Genomic DNA, 19,370 nt, shown 5'->3' with positions numbered 1-19,370 from the left:
CGTGTGGGCCTATTCGATCGGGCTCACACGACTTACGTGTTCGATGTGCAGGACATAGGGTGCCCGCCAATCGCTACCCGCCGTCAGCACGCCCAGGAACGTGGCCTTGCCGCGCATGTGCGAACGAATCAGTGTTCGCCTGAAGGCGAGCATGTCGCTTTGGCCGGCTACGTGCTCGTCGATCTGCAGGGCAAGTTTTTGCCCTGCACAGGCCTCATCGCTGAGGTTGGTCGATTCCATCCCGATGTAGGCGATACCGGTCACCTTCACCTGCTGTCCCACATACCGCGCAGGTGACGTAATGATGTCGCAGGCGGAAACCTCCCGCGGACGATCGGTGGCCGAGGCCATCGTCGCAGCGCTGGCGCACATGCCCGCCAACAGCACACATGGGTAGGCACGTCGGTTGCTCATGGCGAAGTCCTGCGTCAGGGTTTCTGTAGCTTAACGCCCTGCTGCACGCTGCCCATCGAAACCGGTAGCAGGACGTAACGCATTTCGGTGTTGCCGGCGGGCAGGGCATCCCAGCTCATCTGATCCACCGCGCGCGCCAGGCGCTCGCCGCTGGTCGGCTCGGGATAGGCATCGATCAGCCAGCGCCGCGCGATGTGTCCGTCCGGTGCCACTTCGACGAAATACTGTGCGTACAGGCCGCTGGCATATTCCTCCTTGGTCAGTCGGCCCGTGCGTGCGTTGGCTGGACGATGCACCTGGCCGAGCGGCGGGCTGTTGCCCTGGCGCGGCGGCTGCGCCTTGACCCGCTGGTCGATCGCCGCAAAGCGCGCGTTGACCTCGCGCAGCATCAGCTGCTCATCGAACGGGCCGAGTGCATCGCCGACTCGCTTCAGCAGCATCGTGTAGTAGCCGGCACCAGCGGGCGAGTCGCCGCCCGGGGTCTGTCCGAACCGCTGCCGGAAATACGCGTTCTCGACCTGGACCCAGACCATGGCCTCGTGCGCGTTGCCCTCCGCCAGTTCCAGCTCGGCGAGCTTGAACATCGCGGCGAGCCGTCCCTGGTAGGCCGCGCCGGTGAGCAGGTCGCGCGCCCTGGCGTGGTCTTCGGGGAAGACATGGGCGGGATGCCGCGGGCCCCAGCGATAGAGCGAGCCGGCCACTTCCATGCTGTTGGCGTTGCCGGCCAGGGCCGAGCACATGAGCAGCGCGGCGAGGCGCTCGCGCTCGGGCCCCGGCGTCGACGGAGTGAGCAGGCCGGTGCCGATCAGTTGGCCGGTGGGTGGGGTGGTGGCGGTGCAGCCGGGGGCCGTGGCGGCGTGGGAGGCGAAGGCGAGGGATACAAGGGAGGCTAGGGCGAGGAGACGTCGTGTCATGGGTCGTTTCCGTGATCCGTGGGACGATAAAAAAAGCCCGCACGGTTGTGCGGGCTTTTTAGTTTGCGGTGCGATTGTGGCAAATCGAAGGGCTTGCCATGGTCGCGCGCGGGCGCGCTCCTACAGAGGAGGGAGCGGCTTACTTGGCGGCCATCAGGGCCTTGGCCATGTCGAGCATGCGGTTGGAGAAGCCCCACTCGTTGTCGTACCACGAGAGGACCTTCACCAGCGTGCCGCCCATGACGCGGGTCTGCGTCGAGTCGTAGATCGACGAGTGCGGGTTGTGGTTGAAGTCGATCGAGACCAGCGGCTTGGTGTTCACCGCGAGGATGCCCTTCAGCTTGCCGTTGGCGGCTTCGTTGATGGCGGCGTCGATCTCTTCCTTGGTGGTCTCGCGCGCGGCGGTGAAGGTCAGGTCGACCACCGACACGTTGATGGTCGGCACGCGCATGGCGAAACCGTCCAGCTTGCCGTTGAGCTCCGGCAGGACCAGGCCCACCGCGGCGGCGGCGCCGGTCTTGGTCGGGATCTGGCTGTGCGTGGCGCTACGGGCGCGGCGCAGGTCGGAGTGGTAGACGTCCGTCAGCACCTGGTCGTTCGTGTAGGCATGGATGGTGGTCATCAGGCCGTGCACGATGCCGATCTTCTCGTGCAGCACCTTCGCCAGCGGTGCCAGGCAGTTGGTGGTGCAGGAGGCGTTGGAAATGACTTCCAGGCCGGCGTGCAGCTTCTCGTCGTTGACGCCCATGACGAAGGTGCCGTCCACGTCCTTGTCGCCGGGAGCGGAGATGATCACCTTCTTGGCACCGCCGGCGATATGCGCGCTGGCCTTCGCCTTGGAGGTGAAGAAGCCGGTGCACTCGAACACGACGTCGACGCCGTGCTGGCCCCAGGGCAGCTTGGACGGGTCGCGCTCGGCGAAGACCTTGATCCGGTCGCCGTTGACGATCAGGTCGCCGCCATCCACCGAGACATCGCCCGGGAACCGGCCGTGGGCCGTGTCGTACTGGGTCAGGTGCGCGTTGGTTTCGGCGTCGCCGAGATCGTTGATCGCGACGATCTGGATATCCTGGCCATTCTTCTTCGACTCGTAGAGCGATCGCAGTACATTGCGACCGATGCGACCGTAACCGTTGATGGCGACCTTGATCGTCATTGCAAACCTCCGCGTGGATAAAGTGAAAAGGGGAGCAATTTGGTGCAAACCGTCACTATAGCCGATCGACGGTGATTCCGGGCGACAGGAAGGCCGTGGCTGGCTGGCCCGGATGAGGTGTGTAATTGATCTAGATCATTGATTGTTATAGATATTATTAGCACGCATGGCAAGGCTTCATGGCAGGGCCAGGGCGGGCGTACGCATCGCATTGTCGGCAGCTCGCCGAAGCGCTTTCGAAGATCGCAAACCATGCCCGAACGTTTGAAGAGCCCAACGATGAAACGCAGCCTGTCGATCTTCTACGTCGCCAACGCATCCCTCGTCGGGTTCACCGCGATCATGCTGTACCCGGCGTTTTGGCAGGTGCTTTATCTCTCGGCTATCGGGGCGGCGCTTACGTATACCTTGCTCGCCCCAGTCAACCGGAAGACGTTCCTGTGTTGGTTGGTGGGCCTCGGTGGGGCAGCGGCGCTTGTTGCCGCCGTATTCGGTACGAACGGCGACAAGCTATCCGCCGCTGGATCCGTCATCGGCTTCATCCTCATGCTCACGGCACTCGGGGCGGCGTGGCGCCTCTACCGCGCCGAAGCCGCGAGCGAGGGCTAGCCTCCGCAGCTTGTTGCGGCGCAGCGATCTGTCATTCGCCCCTCAGTCCGGGTGTGGCACACTTGGCCGCTGCCCCGCCCCGGAAACGTTTACTGCCCCATGAAGACGCCCCATAAGCGCCGCACCATCGCCACGCTGGTGGCCCTTTCCCTCGCCGCCGTGGCCGGTACGGCCGGTGCCTGGGGCGACATCGGCCACCGGATCGTCGCCGAACTGGCCTGGCGCCAGCTGGACCCTTCGGCGAAGGCCGAGGTCGAGCGCCTGCTCAAGGCCGACGGGGACGACTCGCTCCCGGACGTGGCCAGCTGGCCCGATCGCCTGCGCGACAACCCGGAAACGAAAGACCTGGGCAAGGCGACCAGCATGCTCCACTACGCCGACTTCCATGACCCGAAGTGCCACTACGACCCGCCGGTCGATTGCGCCGATGGCAAGTGCGTGGTGGGTGGGCTGGAGAAGTACGTCGCCATCCTCGGCGACCGCCACAAGTCCAACGCCGAGCGCGCCGAAGCGCTGAAGTTCGTCGTCCATTTCGTCGGCGATGTGCACCAGCCGCTCCACGCTGGCAACCGCGACGACAAGGGCGGCAACGAGTACCAGGTCCAGTTCGACGGCAAGGGCACGAACCTGCACAGCGTGTGGGATTCGAAGCTGCTCTACACCCGCGACCTGAAGTGGGACGCCTACGCCGACCGCCTGGCTGCGGAAGGCGCCGTCAAGCTGCCCCGGCCGATCGCCCCGCTGGACAACCCCTACGCCCAGTGGGCGGAAGAGTCCTGCCAGGTGGTCGCCCAGCCGGGCTTCTATCCCGACAGCCACAAGATCGACGACGCCTACGTGGCGAAGAACCTCCCGGTCGCCGAGCTGCGCCTGCGCGAAGCAGGCAAGCGCCTGGCCGACCTGCTGAACAAGACGCTGGACTGATCCCCGGCGTCCGCCCCCCATTCGAGAAGACAGACCAAGGTAAAGACAGATGACCGATATCCAGGTACGCCGCACCAAGATCGTTGCCACCCTCGGACCCGCGACCGATGTCCCGGGCATGCTCGAGAAGATCCTGGAGGAGGGCGTGGATATCGTTCGCCTGAACCTGTCGCACGGCACCCCCGACGACCACCGTGCCCGCGCCAACGCCGTGCGCGCCGCCGCCGATGCGGTGGGTCGTGAAGTCGGCATCCTCGCCGATCTGCAGGGTCCGAAGATCCGCATCGAGAAGTTCGCGGACGGCCCGATCGACGTGCTCCCCGGCGACAGCTTCGTGCTGGATTGCCGTCCGGACGCACCGGCCGGCGACCAGACCCGCGTCGGCGTCAGCTACTACGACCTGCCCAAGGACGTGGTCGCCGGCGACATCCTGCTGCTGGACGACGGCCTGGTCGCCCTGGCCGTGCTCGACGTGGTCGGCTCGGAAATCCACACGCGCGTCGTCATCGGCGGCCGCCTGTCCAACCGCAAGGGCCTGAACCGCCAGGGCGGTGGCCTCAGCGTGTCGGCGCTGTCCGACAAGGATCGTAACGACATCAAGCTGGCCGCCGAGATGGGCGCCGACTTCCTTGCCGTGTCGTTCGTGCGTTGCGCGGCCGACCTGCACGAAGCCCGCCGCCTCCTTCGCGAAGCCGGTGGCGATGCCGCCATCGTTTCGAAGATCGAGCGTGCCGATGCGATCCCGGTGCTGGGCGAAATCATCGACGCCTCCGACGTGGTGATGGTCGCCCGTGGCGACCTCGGCGTGGAGATCGGCGACGCCGAACTGCCGGGCCTGCAGAAGAAGATCATCCGCGAGTCGGTGATGCGTAACCGCTCGGTGATCACCGCGACGCAGATGCTGCAGTCGATGGTCCGTGCGCCGATCCCGACCCGCGCCGAAGTGCTCGACGTGGCCAATGCCGTCATCGACGGTACCGACGCGGTGATGCTCTCGGAAGAAAGCGCCGCCGGTGCCCATCCGGACAAGGCCGTCGCCGCCATGCGTCGCATCTGCCTGGGTGCCGAGCGCCAGTTCGAGCCGCGTGACGACCTGCGTCCGGGCACGCATTCGCTGGACCGTTCCGACCAGGCCATCGCCCTCGCCGCGATGCTGCTGGCCTCTCAGGTGGGCGTGCGCGCCATCGTCTCGCTGACCGAGTCGGGCGCCACGGCCCAGTGGCTGTCGCGCTACCGCTTCGCCGTGCCCATCTACGCGATGAGCCCGTCGGACGTGGCACGCCGCCGCATGCTGATGCTCCGCGACGTGCAGCCGGTCGCTTTCGAAACCGGCAAGCTCGACCCGGCCCACACGGCCCGCGCCGCGCTCCAGCACCTGTTCGCGCTGGGCAAGCTGGGCAAGGGCGACCGCGTGATCCTGACCCACGGCGACCATATCGGTAGCCACGGCGGCACCAACACGCTGAAGCTGCTGGTGATCGGCGACGACGGCATCGCCGACAGCCTGCGCGACCTGTAAAGAACATGTAGGAGCGCGCCTGCGCGCGAAAAGGGGGGTATCGCACCCCCCATCGCGCGCAGGCGCGCTCCTACCGGGTTCCGGTACCCGACCGCCTGCGCAGCACGATTCGACACGCCCACCTGACGCCCGCGGGGTTACACTCCTCGCCCTGGCACACCACCGAGGGCGTCATGATCCGTCACCTTACCCACGCCGGCGCCTTTGCCGCCGCCGTCCTCCTCCTTGCCGCCGGCCCCGCCGCGGCGCAAACCACGCGTCGCGTGGCACCCGACCGCCTGCCGTCCTACTGGACGCTGACCAACACCTCGGTCAATGCGGATGTCCCCAACGTGGGCAAGAACCTCGACCAGCCCGGCTGCGTCGCGGTGACCTACCTGATCGGTTCGAACGGCTTGCCGCAGAACGTCGTCGCGGCCAAGACCGTCCCCGCGGGCGACCTCGCCCAGGTCGGCGTAAGCGCCGTGAAGGATTTCCGCTACGCACCGTCGGGCGTGAACCGGGCGGCCGAGCCGGTCCAGACCTACTACGTCGTCGGCTTCAACCTGCCCGAAGATCCGGCCCGCAAGGCGGCGATCATGACGCAGTGTGCGCTGCCGGGTTACCAGACCACTTGATCGGCTGACCGCGCCGCACAACGGCATTCGCGGGGTATTCGCCTATACTCCGCCGGTTTTCGCACTAGCCCTTCCCGCGTGGCGGGGCAATACCACTACTTCCATGGAGTTCTCATGAGCATCGAAAACCTCGAACAGATCGCGCAGGCGATGGTGGCCCCGGGTAAGGGCATCATCGCCGTCGACGAATCGGCTACGACCATCAAGAAGCGCATCGAGGCCGTCGGCCTGGAGAACACCGAGGAAAACCGCCGCAAGTATCGCCAGCTGCTGCTGACGGCGCCGGGCCTGGGTGAATACATCTCCGGCGCCATCCTGTTCGACGAGACGATCCGCCAGAAGACCGACGACGGCCGCACCATGGTCGAAGCCATGAACGCCGCCGGCATCCTCCCGGGCATCAAGGTCGACAAGGGCACGCACCCGCTGGCCGGGTTCCCGGATGAAGTCGTCACCGAGGGCCTCGACGGCCTGCGCGAGCGCCTGCAGGAATACGCGAAGCTCGGCGCGAAGTTCGCCAAGTGGCGTGCCGTGATCAAGATCACCGACGACACGCCGACCTCGGCCGCCGTGGAAGCCAACACCCATGCACTCGCCCGCTATGCCGCCCTCTGCCAGGAAGCCGGCCTCGTGCCGATGGTCGAGCCGGAAATCCTGATGGACGATCCGTCCAGCGTGCAGGACCTGGACACCAGCTTCGCCGTGCACAAGGAAGTCCTGCAGAGCCTGTTCGGCCAGCTCGAACTCAACAACGTCGAACTGAAGGCGCTGATCCTGAAGGTCAGCATGGTCATCCCCGGCAAGTTCGCGCCGAAGGAAGACCAGGCCGACGCCGAAGACATCGCCAACGCCACCGTTTCGGTGTTCCAGTACGCCGTGCCGGCCGCCGTGGCGGGCATCGTGTTCCTTTCCGGCGGCCAGTCGGACCTGCAGGCGACCGAGAACCTCAACGAGATCAACAAGCTCGGCCCGCACCCGTGGCCGATCAGCTTCTCGTACGGCCGCGCGCTGGTGTCCAAAGCCCTGGAAACCTGGGCCAAGGACCAGAAGAACAACTACGACGCAGCCCAGAAGACCGTCGTCGAGCGCGCGAAGGAAAACAGCGACGCCGCCAACGGCACCTGGAAAAAGAAGTAAGGAGCGTATCCGGGGGCTGAACGCCAGGCGTTCAGCCCCTCGGCTCGTGACGTGATTGTGCGGCATGCCCGATTTTCACGTTTAGGCCCTTGCGCGACGGATGTCGCCACGGTTTCATTCCCGAACGCGTCTTTCGCGGCGCGCATGGGGGTGATGCATGAGATTCCGGCCGGTCTTGATGGTTGGCGTCATCGTTGCGATGACGATGGCGTGGGGCTGGGCGCGGGTAGATGGCCCATCCGGCGGGCGCCGCGATACAGCGCAGGGCAGTTCGTCCGTCCACTCCCCGGGGCCCGCTCCGTCGGCGGTCGTTTCGACCCCTTTGCCGGGTATCCAGGCCGTTGCCGATTCGACGCAGCGTAACAACGCCGCCCCGTCCCCTGGCAGCAATGAAGAGCTGCTTGCGTACACGTCCACCGAATCTCCCCATCGGGAAGGGCCCTACACGTACTACCCGGTAGATGTCTCGGCCGATAGCGCGCTTGCGTCGACCTTATCGGGGCGGCTTACCTTGACGGCGCCGGACGGTTCGCGCATCGACCTCGACTACGACCGCCACGTCAATCACGACGACGGTAACTGGACCTGGATTGGCCGCAAACACGATGGTGACATCGGGCAGGATGCCGTCATCACGTTTGGCCCGGACGCGACGGTGGGAACCTTGCCGGCAGCCAATGGGCAACTGCTGCAAATCACGACCGTGAACGGCCGCACCTACCTGTCCACTGCGGCTTTCAGCCAGTTGCAACGCGGGCTTCGCGCCGGGGGCGACACCGTGGTGAAGGCAGCGGATGGGTCACTCACTGCCATGACATCGCAGGGCACCGTCACGGCGGCCGCAGCGAGTTCCGCGTCGACTACCGTTGACGTTCTGGTGGCCTACAGCAGCGGTTATCGCGCATACCGGGGCAGCGCTTCGGCCGCTACGACAGCGCTCACCAACCTCATGGACGTAGCAAACCGCGCGCTCTCCAATACGAACATCACGAACGTGGGGTTCCGTCTCGTCGGGACCATGGAAGTGAATTACGCCGATAATTCGGACAACGGCACGGCGCTGAGCGATCTCGCGTCGGGCTCGGCGTTCGCTGCTGTCCGAAATGCGCGGGGACAGTACGGGGCGGATCTGGTCTCGTTCGTTCGCCGCTACGTGGCTGGCCAGAACGGCTGCGGCCTTGCCTACATCCCTCAGCAACCATACGCATCCAGCGGACCTGGCCAGACATGGTCGGTCGTCGGCGACGGCTCCTATGACCTGGGCAGTGGGGCGTATTCCTATTGTCCAGACGTATCCCTGGCGCACGAAATGGGACACAACCTGGGCGCCCAGCACAACAAGCAGCAGAACCCGACAGGTGGGCTCTACCCCTATTCCTATGGCTATCGCAACGATAGCGCCGGCTTCTTCGACGTCATGGCGTATGGGCTCGCCGGCCAGGAACAAACGTTGGTCTACTCGTCGCCGGACGTCTCCATCTGCAAGGGCCTTCCGTGCGGTGTCGCCAATGACGCAGACGTGGCGCGCACATTCCGCGAGACCATGCCCATCGCAGCTGGCTTCCGCGCGACGGTGGTACCCACCAATGACGTGCAGCCCGGTCAACTCGTATTGGCCAATGGCCTCGGGCGCTGCCTGGATGGGCAGGGCGGTGGCACGGCCAATGGAACCCCCGTGCAGATGTGGGCTTGCAATGGGCTGCGGCAGCAGCAGTGGGGAGAGAACGCGAGCACTGCCGCGCTCTTGAACAAAGAAACGCCCCTCGCACTGGATGCGGTGGGTTTTGGCACCGGCAGCGGCACGCCGCTACAGCTTTTCTCCGCGTCGGGTGCAGGTAACCAGGCATGGCTATTCACCAACACGGCCGTGGTTGCCAACGGCAACCGTGTCCTGGACGCCGTCGGATTCGGTACCGGCAATGGCACGCCCATCCAGTTATGGGATGACGGTGGCTCGGCAAACCAGCGGTGGACCTTCGACCCGCGAAACGGGCGGATCACGAACAGCGCTGGCCGGTGCCTCGATGTGCAGAATTACGGCACGGCGAACGGTACACCTGTACAGGTGTGGGACTGCAGCGGAACGCCCAACCAGACCTTTGTCCTTTCGGGTGGCGGAACCTTTGTCGGCTACGGCGGCAACTGCCTGGAAGCGGCCAACGGGGGCCAGGCGAACGGTACGCAGGTGCGGATGTGGGCGTGTAATGGCGGTGCCAATCAGAAGTGGCGGCTACGCGGAGAAGTCCGGGGCGTTGCAAGCAACCTGTGCCTGGATGATCCGGCCGGCGGGACGTCGAATGGAAACCGCGTGCAGCTCTGGCAATGCCTGGGGAATGACCACCAGCGTTGGGAATACCAGCCCAACTAGCGAAAAGGCCGAGCCCCGAACGGGGCCCGGCCCGGGCACTCAGAAGCGATATTCCAGCGACACCGACGTCATGTTCGTCGACAGGTCGAGGTTGTCCTTCTTCGCATCGTAGTGGTCGTAGTTCAGGCCGAGGCTCCAGTTGTTCGTGAAGTCATAGCCCACGCCCACGCCGGCATACCAGCTCGTCTTGTCGAGGTTACGGCGGGTGATGTCGTCGTTGCTCGTACCGTGGCCCTTCCATGCATACAGGCCACCGCGAGCGCTGATGTACCACTGCGGATCGATGTTGAACTTGCCATTCACGCCAGCCGTCCAGCCATGCAGCTCGGACTTGCGACGGTCGACCACGCGGTCGCTGTTGAAGAGGTTCTTGGCGTGGATGTTGCCAAGGTCGTTGTAGCCCACTTCGACACCCAGGGCAGCCCACGGCGTGACGCCCCAGCGGTAACCGCCATTGAGCGCATAGCCGGTGTCATGCCCGTCGTAACGGCCCTTGTCGACCGAGGTGCGGCCAACGCTGCCATTCACGAACCAGCCTGCGGCCGGGTTCACGTCCTGCGCAAAGGCCGGGGCGGCAACGGCGCCAGCGGCAACAAGGGCGAGGGCGATGAGGGTCTTCTTCATGGTGGAACTCTCCTGCTTTTTATTTTTGGTCGCCCGGGCCGCATAGGGGGATCGGCCAGGGCCGCGCACGGCGGGGATGTCGTGCGACGAAACAAAGATGTGGGGTGCTTCGGGCAATTCAATACCGGTTAGTTCAGTATTAAGCCGTAGTTAAGTCGCGGTGCCTGGGGCACCGCGACTTAAGGTTTTCGCCAACATTTTTCGCGCGCGGGCGCGCTCCTACATGTCGCAGCGGGGGCTGCTTAGAAGCGGTACTCGCCGGCCAGCGACACGATGCCGGTGGAGCGCTTCAGGTCAGGCTGGGTCTCGCCGGTGGTGTTGTCGACGATCTTGCCCGCATTGGCGTGGAAGTAGTCGTAGGTGACGCCGATGCCGAAGTGCTCGTTGACGTCCCAACCGGTGCCGATGCCGGCGTACCAGCTGCCGCGGTTCGGGCGGCCACCGCTGGAGAAGCCAAGGTCCTGGCCCACCGAGTTGTTGTAGCTGCCGCCGTTATCGTTGGCGCGGAAGTAACCGCCGTGCGCGCTGATGTACCACTGCGGCACGAGGTTGATCTTGCCGCTCACGCCGACCATCCAGCCACGCAGTGCGTCGCGGCGGCTCTTCTGGTCGACGTCCTGGCCGGACTCGAACACGTTCTTGACGCGGTAGTTGCCGAGGTCGGTGTAGCCGGCTTCAAGGCCGAGGCCAAGGTCCGGGCCCACCTTCCAACGATAACCGCCGAGCACGCCGTAGCCGGTCTTGCGACCCTTTTCGCCGTGCAGGAAATCGAAACCACTGGTGTTGCTGCCGAAGCCGCCGGTGTCGCTGCCGTTGGTACGGCCGACGTTGGCGCCGATGAACCAGTTACCGCTACCGACAGCCTGGCTCGGCTGGAAGTTACCGGAAACGGCCTGGTTGTCCTGTGCAAAGGCCGGAATGGCCACAAACGAGGCGCAAGAAACTGCAAGGGCAAGAGCTGCCTTTTTCATGGGGGTATTCCTCTTATTTTCGGGGCAGGCCACCGACCGTGGGGAAGGGGGGAATGTCGATGACCGTGATTCATTAGAACCGCCCGTACCTGAAGAGATTCAAAAATCGGTTCCAAAAGATTAAGGCGAGGTTAACTTCGCGGGCGCGGCATGAACGTCCACGACAACGTGATACGCGATGCGCCACAATGAGCGCTTTCACCCGCCTTCCGAACTGGAGAACGCCGATGACGACACGCCGCGAACGCGCCAATGCGATCCGCGCCTTGGCCATGGATGCCGTGCAAGCTGCGAATTCGGGCCACCCGGGCATGCCCATGGGCATGGCCGACATCGCTGAGGTGCTGTGGGGAGATTTCCTCCACCACAATCCGGCCAACCCGCATTGGCCCAACCGCGATCGCTTCATCCTCTCCAACGGCCACGGTTCGATGCTGCAGTACGCGCTGCTGCACCTGACCGGCTACAACCTGCCGATCGAAGACATCAAGAATTTCCGCCAGCTGGATCACCACACCGCCGGCCATCCGGAATTCGGCCACACGCCGGGCGTCGAGACCACCACCGGCCCGCTGGGCCAGGGCCTCGCGAACGCCGTGGGCTTCGCCATCGCCGAGGAAGTGCTGGCGCAGCGCTTCAACCGCCCGGGCCATGACATCGTCAACCACCACACCTACGTGTTCGTGGGCGACGGTTGCCTGATGGAAGGCATCTCGCACGAAGTGTCCTCGCTGGCCGGCACCCTGAAGCTGGGCAAGCTCGTCGCGATCTACGACGACAATGGCATCTCGATCGACGGCGAAGTGCACGACTGGTTCACCGACGACACGGCCGAGCGTTTCCGCGCCTACGGCTGGAACGTGGTGGTGGGCAAGGACGGCAAGCCGGTCGACGGCCACGATCCGGAAGCGATCAAGGCGGCGATCGCATCGGCCACCGCGCAGAGCGAGAAGCCGAGCCTGGTGATCTGCAAGACGATCATCGGCTTCGGTTCGCCGAACAAGGAAGGCAAGGAAGAGTCGCACGGTGCCGCCCTCGGCGTCGAAGAGGTCAAGCTGACCCGCGAGCGCCTTGGCTGGAACTACCCCGCCTTCGAGATTCCGGAAGCGATCTACAGCTCGTGGAATGCGAAGGAAGCCGGTACGAAGTCCGAGAAGGCATGGAACGACAAGTTCGATGCCTATGCCAAGGAATTCCCGGAGCTTGCGGCCGAGCTGAAGCGCCGCCTTGCCGGCGACCTGCCGAAGGATTTCCACGCGGGCGCCGATGCGTTCATCAAGAAGCTGCAGGCGGAAGGCCCGGTGGTCGCGTCGCGCAAGGCATCGCAGATGTCGCTCGATGCCTACGGCCCGCTGTTGCCGGAACTGATCGGTGGCTCGGCCGACCTCGCGCCGTCCAACCTCACCATCTGGAAGGGTTCGAAGAACATTTCCACGGGCGGTGCGGAAGGCAACTACATCCACTACGGCGTGCGTGAGTTCGGCATGTCCGCCATCTCGAACGGCATCGCGCTGCACGGCGGCTTCGTGCCGTACGACGCGACCTTCCTGGTGTTCTCCGACTACGCCCGCAATGCCGTGCGCATGTCGTGCCTGATCCCGGCCCACGCGATCCACGTGTACACGCACGATTCGATCGGCCTGGGCGAAGACGGCCCGACCCACCAGCCGGTGGAGCACCTCGGCTCGCTGCGCCTGATCCCGAACAACCGCGTGTGGCGCCCGGCGGATGCCGTGGAATCGGCCGTGTCGTGGAAGAAGGCGATCGAGCGCACCGGCAACCCGTCGTGCCTGATCTTCTCGCGCCAGAACCTGAAGCATAATCCGCGCACGGACGAGCAGGTCGCCAACATCGAGAAGGGTGGTTACGTCCTGCTCGAGCCGGCCGAGAAGTTCAAGGCGATCATCATCTCCACCGGTTCGGAAGTCGGCATGGCCGTCGAAGCTGCCAAGGCACTCGGCGACCAGGGCATCCCGGTCCGCGTGGTGTCGATGCCCTGCACGGAAGAGTTCGACGCGCAGCCGGTCGAGTATCGCGAAGGCGTCCTGCCGTCGTGGTGCCGCGCCCGCGTGGCCGTCGAGGCTGCCAGCGTGGACTTCTGGGCCAAGTACGTCGGCCTGGACGGCAAGACCATCGGCATGACCACCTTCGGTGCGTCGGCGCCGATCGACAAGCTGTACGAGCACTTCGGCATCACCACGACGGCCGTGATCGATGCGGTCAAGAGCGTGATCAAGTAAGACAGTTGCGATAGCGCTGTCGCAAAGAGGGCCCCGCGAGGGGCCCTCTTCTTTTGCGCATGCCTACCGCAGGCAATGCGTGGCCCTTATCGGCCGAACGTCGCGCAGGGTGATGTCGCGACCGATGCTTCGGCAGCTTGGTTAGTCGATGCAAGGGCGACGCCATGGACCTCCGAGCACGCGTACCCGTGGGTCAGCGAGGGAAGAATCGATTGGGACACGTCACGAAGAACTTTCTCGCTGCGGCCAGGGCTCCTTACGGCAGGCGGTCGCGGAGTCTCGCGCGTGTGTTCGTTTACCCTGAGGGTGGAATGCCAGCCGAGGGCGGACTCATTCCTGGCATCTTCGACCTGCATGACCTGCGGTGCGGCAAGCAGCGCGGCGATGGTGGTGGCGATGGAAGTCACCATGACCAGTTGATACCCCCGTGCCTCTTGACCCGCGAACTGCCCGCATGTCCACAAGCGCGGGGATCACCAACGCAGTGCGGTCCGCGCGGGCCGCCGCCAAGATGCGCCGAATCCCATTGAGGGGCGACCCAGGCATAGGTGGCGCCGCGTTTCATCAACGTGGGAACGTCTCCGCTTGGGTCCCATTTGCCTACCTTGATCACCATCGCCTGTCCGAGGTCGCTGACCGTGAATACCCGGTCCCGGCCGCGCGTCGCCGTCGACCAGACGGGTCGGACCCCTGGTGCGTAGAGAACGAAGTTGCCATCCGCCTGCATGTTCGCCGTGACCGCACCGGAACCTTGCGTCCAGGTCGCCCACATGACAGCGCCGTCGTTTCGGTAGACGACGAAATTCCCATCGGCCTGGAGGATGGCATGGTAGCGACCGTTGGTTGAATGAAGCGCTCTGCCCGGGAGCAGATTCTGGCCAGGGTGCAATACCTCTGCTTTGCATACGGCGCCGGTGCTCATGAAGCCAAGCGCGGCAATCATGATTTTTTTCGTGGTGGAACTCTTCAAAACGTCATCCCTTTGGAGCACCGTTATTGGTGCCGGGATACCGTAGGTGGAAGAAGGAAATCCTCTCATCGGGACAATCCGCCAATCCATGTCGGTGCAGGAGCCTACGCGAGCACGGCAATCGCTGTCAGCGGATGCTGTCGGTGAACTCGCACACAACTTTCAGACTTGTCCTATCGGACACACGAACAGCCGCTGCTAGCCTCTTCGTTTCGTTGGAAGGTTTTGACGCATGGATGCTCGGCCAGGACACCGGCTCCCGTTTATCGACGGGCTTCGCGCATTGGCCGTGGCCGGTGTCGTCTGGTACCACCTTGACCATCGTTCGCTTCCCGGCGGGTTCTCGGGTGTCGATGTGTTTCTCGTCGTATCCGGTTTCGTCGTCAGTGCATCCGTGGCGCGAACACAAGGCGAGTCCCAATGGATTGCGCGATTCTTCGCCAGGCGCGTGAAGCGTCTCTTCCCGGCACTCGCGTTATGCCTTCTGGCGACGGCCACAGCGTGTTCCCTATGGGTGCCGGACGCCTGGTTGGGCGAAGGCAATGCCAACACGGCGCGCATGGCGTTCTTTGGATTGAGTAACTGGCTGATCGTGGCGCGAGGCGATGACTACTTCTCGCCCATCATCGATTTCAATCCTTACGCGCACACCTGGTCGTTGGGTCTCGAGGAGCAGTTCTATCTGCTTTTCCCGCTCGTCTTCGCCGCCTGGTCGCGTGGGAGGCGTGGGCGCGGCATCGCCTGCGCCATCAGCATCTCGACACTCGGTCTGTCGGTCGCCTACGCCGCCATCGGCGGGGCGACGTTCCAGGAGCATTTCCACTGGCTGCCTTCGCGTGCGTGGGAGTTCCTCGCAGGCGTTGTCGCCTGGCAAGCCCTGCAATTCGCTGCGACGCAAGCACGCAGCCGACCTCATGGCCTGTGTTGGGACGTGCTGGCACTCATCGGCGTCGCCGCGGTGCTCGGTTCATTCCTTCATGCACGTGCGAGCACCTTTCCTTTCCCCGGCGCGCTACTCGCTGTAGGCGGTACCACGGCGATCCTCATCGCCCTGTCCTTGCGCGAAGGGGGAGGGGCTCACGCCTTGCTTGGCTGTAGGCCGCTGGCGGCCGTGGGCCGCATGTCGTACTCGCTTTACCTTTGGCATTGGCCGGTGTTCGTCGTGTTCCGTTGGACGCTGGGCCTCGACACGATCGGCTTCCGCGTCCTTGCGGCGTGCATCGCCGTCACGCTGGGTTACCTTTCGTATCGCTTAGTGGAGCCGGTCATGGAACGGCGGTTCACGGCATGGCGGCCTCGATCGATCATTGCGTGTGGTGTCCTTGCGATGATCGTCGGTGCAACACTGCACGGGCAGATCGCGCGCCAGGCGAGCCATTGGTCGCAATCGACGGTCATGCGCAATGCCGGTGACTGGTATCCAACGACCAGGGCGCGCGGCGAATCACCGTGCGGCGACATCACTCGCACGAACGCATCGGTCGGCACGGGAAGGGTGACAACGCTCGCACGCGCCGCATGCGCGGATGATTCGCCGGCGCCCCGGCTTTTCGTCATCGGTGACTCGCACGCGCTGGCGCTCGGCCCGGCGTTCGCGACCTACACTGCAAGAACCGGGGCCACGACGTTCCTGTACAACAACGGCGGCTGCCCCACGATGAGCCTCATGCCTGAGCGCGAAGACTCCGATCATTGCCGGCAGAGCTTCCAGGCCGCGTGGGAGCACATGTCGGCCACCCTCGGCGAGGGCGATGTCGTCGCGCTTCCGTCATTGCGAATGGCTCGTAAGGTCGATCAGTGGGGGCCTGTGGAGAAGGCTTCGGAGGCGGTCCCTGCGGGGCTTCCGGAGGCGAGAGCCTTGTTGGTCAAACTTCGGAGCAAGGGAGCACGGGTCGTTCTTTTTGCACCCAATCTCGTACTCGACATACCCTTGTTCCGTTGTGCCGACACCTGGACGGCGCACCAGTCGATATGCCAGCCAGGCTCTAGCGTGCGCAGGGATGAATTCGAGCGACGACGTGCGCCGATGGTCCGGGCGCTGGAGTCACTCGCCGCTGCGGACGAGGGTGTTGCGGTCTTTGATCCGGTCGGCGCGATCTGTCCGGTTGGCCCGGTGTGTGGCGGCTACGCGAATGGGCGACCACTGTTCTTCGACGGCGACCATCTCAGCGCTTTTGGGAGCCGATCACTCGCGCCGTCCTTTACCGAGGCCGTGCGCGCGTTGGCCAACAAATAACCATCGAAAGCCAAGTCCTTGAAAGCGCTGGCACCGGGCAAGTTATCCACACCCTTATGCAAGGTGTATCCACACAGGGTGTGGATAACAGCGATGACGCATCAGCCGAGCGCGAGGATCTCGGCAGGACTCGCAACGATTTTCCATGCACCCGCTTCTTCCAGTTCCTCGCGGTCGCCGAAGCCCCACAGCACGCCGATGCCGCGCACGCCGTTGGCGACGGCGCCTTCCATGTCGTAGCGGCGGTCGCCGATCATGAAGGCATCGGACTCGAGGTGCTCGAAGTCCGCGAGGGCAGCCGCCACCATCTCGGCCTTTTCGCTGTGCGCCGTCGACGGGGCAGGGGCGTAGACGCGATCGAACGCTTCGCCGAACGGCAGGTGCCTGATGATCGGTTCCGCGTGCGGACGCACCTTGCTCGTGACGACGGCGAGGTGGTGGCCACGCGCGGCGAGGCCGGCGATCAGTTCGGGAATGCCGTCGTACACCTTGTGCTCGGACCAGCCCACGTCGTGGAACCGCTGCGAGTAAGCCGCGACCGCGGCTTCGACGCGATCCGCGTCGCCATCCAGCACGGCGCCAAAGCTGACCCGCAACGGTGGCCCGATCCACGACCGAAGGGCCGCATCATCCGGCGGCTCCGCGCCGACCGCCGCCATGGAATGGCGGATGCCGGCGAAGATGCCGATTTCGGAATCGATGAGCGTGCCATCGAGATCGAAGAGAAAAAGCATTACTTCGCGTCCTTGCGTGCCTTGAGTGCGGCCACGGCTGGCAGCTCCTTGCCTTCGAGGAATTCGAGGAACGCGCCGCCGCCGGTGGAGATGTAAGAGACGCCGTCTTCGATGCCGTACTTGTCCACCGCGGCCAGCGTGTCGCCGCCGCCGGCGATCGAGAAGGCCTTCGAGGCGGCGATGGCGCGGGCCAGCGTCTCGGTACCCTTGCCGAAGGCGTCGAACTCGAACACGCCGACCGGGCCGTTCCACACGACGGTGCCGGCCTTCGCGATCAGGTCGGCGTAGCGCCTTGCCGTATCCGGACCGATGTCCAGGATCATCTCGTCGTCGGCGACGTCGCCAACCGCCTTCACGGTGGCCTTCGCCGACGCCGAGAACTCGGTCGCCACGACCACGTCGGTCGGGACCGGCACGTCGGCACCGCGCGCCTTCGCATCGGCCATGATCTTCTTCGCCGTATCGAGCAGATCGGCTTCGACCAGTGACTTGCCCACCTTGTGGCCCGACGCGAGGATGAAGGTGTTGGCGATGCCGCCGCCGACGATCAGCTGTTCGACGCGACCGACGAGGTTCTGCAGCAACTCCAGCTTGGTCGACACCTTGGAGCCGGCGACGATGGCGAGCAGCGGCTTGGCCGGCTTTTCCAGCGCCTGGCCCAGCGCGTCCAGCTCCTTCGCGAGGAGGGGGCCCGCTGCGGCGACCGGGGCGAAGCGGATCACGCCATGGGTCGAAGCCTGGGCGCGATGCGCGGTGCCGAAGGCGTCCATGACGAAGACGTCGCACAGGGCGGCATACTTCTTCGACAGCGCCTCGTCGTCCTTGCCCTCGCCGACGTTCATGCGGCAGTTCTCCAGCACCACCACTTCGCCGTCGGCGACGTCGACGCCGTCCAGGTAGTCGCGCACGAGGCGCACGTCCTTGCCCAGCTTCTTGCCCAGCCATTCGGCCACCGGCTTCAGCGACGACGCTTCATCGAACTCACCTTCCTTCGGACGGCCCAGGTGCGAGATGACCATCACCTTCGCCCCGGCGTCGCGGGCGGCGACGATGGTCGGCAGCGAGGCGTCGAGGCGCTGGGTGGACGTGATCCTGCCGTTCTCGACCGGGACATTCAGGTCTTCGCGGATAAGCACGCGCTTGCCGCGCAGGTCGAGGTCTTGCATGCGGATGACGGACACGGTGGGACTCCAGCTTGGGAAGGAGAAACCCCGATTGTCCTTGCCAAGGGTAGACCGGCGCAAATCCGGGCCAGCTAGAATCGGCCGTCCACCGGAGGAAAATCCATGACCCTCGCCCTCTACACCTATTGGCGCTCCAGCGCTGCCTACCGCGTTCGCATCGCCCTGAACCTGAAGGGCCTGGCCTGGGAGCCGCGGCTCGTGCACTTGCTGAACGAGGGTGGGGAACACCTGAAGGCCGCTTACCGCGAGGTGTCACCCCAGGCGCAGCTGCCGACCCTGGTCGACGGCGACGTGGTGGTTCGCCAGTCCATGGCGATCCTGGAGTACCTCGAAGAAGCCTATCCGACGCCGGCCCTGCTCCCCGCCGACCGGATCGGCCGCGCCCGGGTCCGCGAACTGGCCCTGGCCGTCGGTACCGACATCCATCCGCTGGGCAACCTGCGGGTGCTCAAGGAGATCGAGACGCGCTTCGGGGCGGATCCGGCGGCGAAGGCGGCATGGTGCCGGCGCTGGATCGGCAACGGTTTCGACGGCATCGAGGCATTGCTCGCCCAGGGCCCGCGTGGGCGTTTCTGCTGGGGCGATGCGCCGACCCTCGCCGACGCTTGCCTGGTGCCGCAGTTCTACAACGCGGTGCGCTGGGAGCTGGACCTGGGGCCATATCCGTTGATCCGGCGAGTCGTCGACCAATGCCAGGCGTTGCCGGCATTCCAGGCTGCCGCGCCAGAAGTCCAGCCAGATGCGGCTTGATCC

The 19,370-nt window shown here is 64.9% G+C and carries 17 protein-coding genes; 9 read left to right on the top strand and 8 right to left on the bottom strand.

The features are described from left to right. Positions 1 to 9 precede the first annotated feature (9 nt). From KPL74_13455 to gap, 3 genes are all read right to left on the bottom strand, one after another. Positions 10 to 414, bottom strand: coding sequence for a hypothetical protein (locus KPL74_13455; GenBank protein ID QWT18746.1), 405 nt, complete (start codon positions 412 to 414; stop codon positions 10 to 12). Positions 415 to 428: 14 nt separating this feature from the next. After that, positions 429 to 1,328 (bottom strand): hypothetical protein, encoded by a 900-nt coding sequence (locus tag KPL74_13450; GenBank protein ID QWT18745.1) that lies wholly within the window; start codon positions 1,326 to 1,328, stop codon positions 429 to 431. A 139-nt stretch (positions 1,329 to 1,467) separates the two neighbouring features. Beyond that, a complete protein-coding gene (gene gap, locus KPL74_13445) occupies positions 1,468 to 2,484 on the bottom strand; it encodes a type I glyceraldehyde-3-phosphate dehydrogenase (protein QWT18744.1) in 1,017 nt (338 codons plus the stop codon). Between the two features lie 279 nt (positions 2,485 to 2,763). On the opposite strand from gap, the gene KPL74_13440 reads away from it, so the two are divergent. The 6 genes from KPL74_13440 (at position 2,764) to KPL74_13415 (ending at position 9,658) form a co-directional block, all read left to right on the top strand. Then, on the top strand, positions 2,764 to 3,093 hold the full coding sequence (locus KPL74_13440) for a hypothetical protein (GenBank protein ID QWT18743.1): 330 nt from the start codon (positions 2,764 to 2,766) through the stop codon (positions 3,091 to 3,093). A 99-nt stretch (positions 3,094 to 3,192) separates the two neighbouring features. Beyond that, positions 3,193 to 4,017: a S1/P1 nuclease gene (locus tag KPL74_13435; protein QWT18742.1), complete on the top strand. Its 825-nt coding sequence runs from the start codon at positions 3,193 to 3,195 to the stop codon at positions 4,015 to 4,017. Positions 4,018 to 4,066: 49 nt separating this feature from the next. Further along, a complete protein-coding gene (pyk, locus tag KPL74_13430) occupies positions 4,067 to 5,536 on the top strand; it encodes a pyruvate kinase (protein ID QWT18741.1) in 1,470 nt (489 codons plus the stop codon). Positions 5,537 to 5,709: 173 nt separating this feature from the next. Continuing rightward, a complete protein-coding gene (locus tag KPL74_13425) occupies positions 5,710 to 6,153 on the top strand; it encodes an energy transducer TonB (GenBank protein QWT18740.1) in 444 nt (147 codons plus the stop codon). Between the two features lie 114 nt (positions 6,154 to 6,267). Beyond that, positions 6,268 to 7,290 carry a fructose-bisphosphate aldolase class I gene (locus KPL74_13420; GenBank protein QWT18739.1) on the top strand — a complete coding sequence of 341 codons (1,023 nt, stop codon included), beginning with the start codon at positions 6,268 to 6,270 and terminating at the stop codon, positions 7,288 to 7,290. 178 nt (positions 7,291 to 7,468) lie between these two features. Then, positions 7,469 to 9,658 (top strand): ricin-type beta-trefoil lectin domain protein, encoded by a 2,190-nt coding sequence (locus KPL74_13415; GenBank protein ID QWT18738.1) that lies wholly within the window; start codon positions 7,469 to 7,471, stop codon positions 9,656 to 9,658. A 39-nt stretch (positions 9,659 to 9,697) separates the two neighbouring features. Here the strand turns inward: KPL74_13415 and KPL74_13410 are convergent, their stop codons facing one another. Both KPL74_13410 and KPL74_13405 read right to left on the bottom strand, forming a co-directional pair. Beyond that, positions 9,698 to 10,282, bottom strand: a complete 585-nt coding sequence (locus KPL74_13410) for a porin family protein (GenBank protein ID QWT18737.1) — start codon at positions 10,280 to 10,282, stop codon at positions 9,698 to 9,700. A 242-nt stretch (positions 10,283 to 10,524) separates the two neighbouring features. Beyond that, positions 10,525 to 11,253, bottom strand: coding sequence for a hypothetical protein (locus KPL74_13405; protein QWT18736.1), 729 nt, complete (start codon positions 11,251 to 11,253; stop codon positions 10,525 to 10,527). A gap of 227 nt (positions 11,254 to 11,480) precedes the next feature. Between KPL74_13405 and tkt the strand changes: the two genes are divergently transcribed. Beyond that, a complete protein-coding gene (gene tkt / locus KPL74_13400; protein ID QWT18735.1) occupies positions 11,481 to 13,493 on the top strand; it encodes a transketolase in 2,013 nt (670 codons plus the stop codon). 403 nt (positions 13,494 to 13,896) lie between these two features. Here the strand turns inward: tkt and KPL74_13395 are convergent, their stop codons facing one another. Further along, on the bottom strand, positions 13,897 to 14,463 hold the full coding sequence (locus KPL74_13395; GenBank protein QWT18734.1) for a hypothetical protein: 567 nt from the start codon (positions 14,461 to 14,463) through the stop codon (positions 13,897 to 13,899). A gap of 232 nt (positions 14,464 to 14,695) precedes the next feature. Between KPL74_13395 and KPL74_13390 the strand changes: the two genes are divergently transcribed. Further along, positions 14,696 to 16,699: an acyltransferase gene (locus KPL74_13390; GenBank protein ID QWT18733.1), complete on the top strand. Its 2,004-nt coding sequence runs from the start codon at positions 14,696 to 14,698 to the stop codon at positions 16,697 to 16,699. Positions 16,700 to 16,800: 101 nt separating this feature from the next. On the opposite strand, the gene KPL74_13385 is transcribed toward KPL74_13390, so the two are convergent. Next, positions 16,801 to 17,433: an HAD hydrolase-like protein gene (locus KPL74_13385; protein QWT18732.1), complete on the bottom strand. Its 633-nt coding sequence runs from the start codon at positions 17,431 to 17,433 to the stop codon at positions 16,801 to 16,803. Further along, a complete protein-coding gene (locus KPL74_13380) occupies positions 17,433 to 18,614 on the bottom strand; it encodes a phosphoglycerate kinase (protein ID QWT18731.1) in 1,182 nt (393 codons plus the stop codon). The genes KPL74_13385 and KPL74_13380 overlap by 1 nt, the downstream gene beginning before the upstream one ends. Before the next feature lie 105 nt (positions 18,615 to 18,719). Between KPL74_13380 and maiA the strand changes: the two genes are divergently transcribed. Continuing rightward, the gene (gene maiA, locus KPL74_13375) at positions 18,720 to 19,367 is read left to right on the top strand and encodes a maleylacetoacetate isomerase (protein ID QWT18730.1); all 648 of its coding nucleotides are present in this window, start codon (positions 18,720 to 18,722) and stop codon (positions 19,365 to 19,367) included. The last annotated feature ends 3 nt before the right edge of the window (positions 19,368 to 19,370 follow it).

The sequence above is a fragment of the Bacillus sp. NP157 genome, from assembly GCA_018889975.1.
GTDB lineage: Bacteria > Pseudomonadota > Gammaproteobacteria > Xanthomonadales > Rhodanobacteraceae > Luteibacter.
The sequence above is the reverse complement of the archived record's forward strand: the minus strand, read 5'-3'. Positions and strand labels throughout refer to the sequence as shown.

What these genes read in the sequence shown, in the direction of transcription:
- KPL74_13415 (QWT18738.1), top strand. Translation starts at nt 7,469, where the DNA reads ATGGTTGGCGTCATCGTTGCGATGACGATGGCGTGGGGCTGGGCGCGG.
- maiA (QWT18730.1), top strand. Translation starts at nt 18,720, where the DNA reads ATGACCCTCGCCCTCTACACCTATTGGCGCTCCAGCGCTGCCTACCGC.
- gap (QWT18744.1), bottom strand. Translation starts at nt 2,484, where the DNA reads ATGACGATCAAGGTCGCCATCAACGGTTACGGTCGCATCGGTCGCAAT.
- KPL74_13385 (QWT18732.1), bottom strand. Translation starts at nt 17,433, where the DNA reads ATGCTTTTTCTCTTCGATCTCGATGGCACGCTCATCGATTCCGAAATC.
- pyk (QWT18741.1), top strand. Translation starts at nt 4,067, where the DNA reads ATGACCGATATCCAGGTACGCCGCACCAAGATCGTTGCCACCCTCGGA.
- KPL74_13455 (QWT18746.1), bottom strand. Translation starts at nt 414, where the DNA reads ATGAGCAACCGACGTGCCTACCCATGTGTGCTGTTGGCGGGCATGTGC.
- KPL74_13420 (QWT18739.1), top strand. Translation starts at nt 6,268, where the DNA reads ATGAGCATCGAAAACCTCGAACAGATCGCGCAGGCGATGGTGGCCCCG.
- KPL74_13440 (QWT18743.1), top strand. Translation starts at nt 2,764, where the DNA reads ATGAAACGCAGCCTGTCGATCTTCTACGTCGCCAACGCATCCCTCGTC.
- KPL74_13390 (QWT18733.1), top strand. Translation starts at nt 14,696, where the DNA reads ATGGATGCTCGGCCAGGACACCGGCTCCCGTTTATCGACGGGCTTCGC.
- tkt (QWT18735.1), top strand. Translation starts at nt 11,481, where the DNA reads ATGACGACACGCCGCGAACGCGCCAATGCGATCCGCGCCTTGGCCATG.
- KPL74_13450 (QWT18745.1), bottom strand. Translation starts at nt 1,328, where the DNA reads ATGACACGACGTCTCCTCGCCCTAGCCTCCCTTGTATCCCTCGCCTTC.
- KPL74_13410 (QWT18737.1), bottom strand. Translation starts at nt 10,282, where the DNA reads ATGAAGAAGACCCTCATCGCCCTCGCCCTTGTTGCCGCTGGCGCCGTT.
- KPL74_13405 (QWT18736.1), bottom strand. Translation starts at nt 11,253, where the DNA reads ATGAAAAAGGCAGCTCTTGCCCTTGCAGTTTCTTGCGCCTCGTTTGTG.
- KPL74_13425 (QWT18740.1), top strand. Translation starts at nt 5,710, where the DNA reads ATGATCCGTCACCTTACCCACGCCGGCGCCTTTGCCGCCGCCGTCCTC.
- KPL74_13435 (QWT18742.1), top strand. Translation starts at nt 3,193, where the DNA reads ATGAAGACGCCCCATAAGCGCCGCACCATCGCCACGCTGGTGGCCCTT.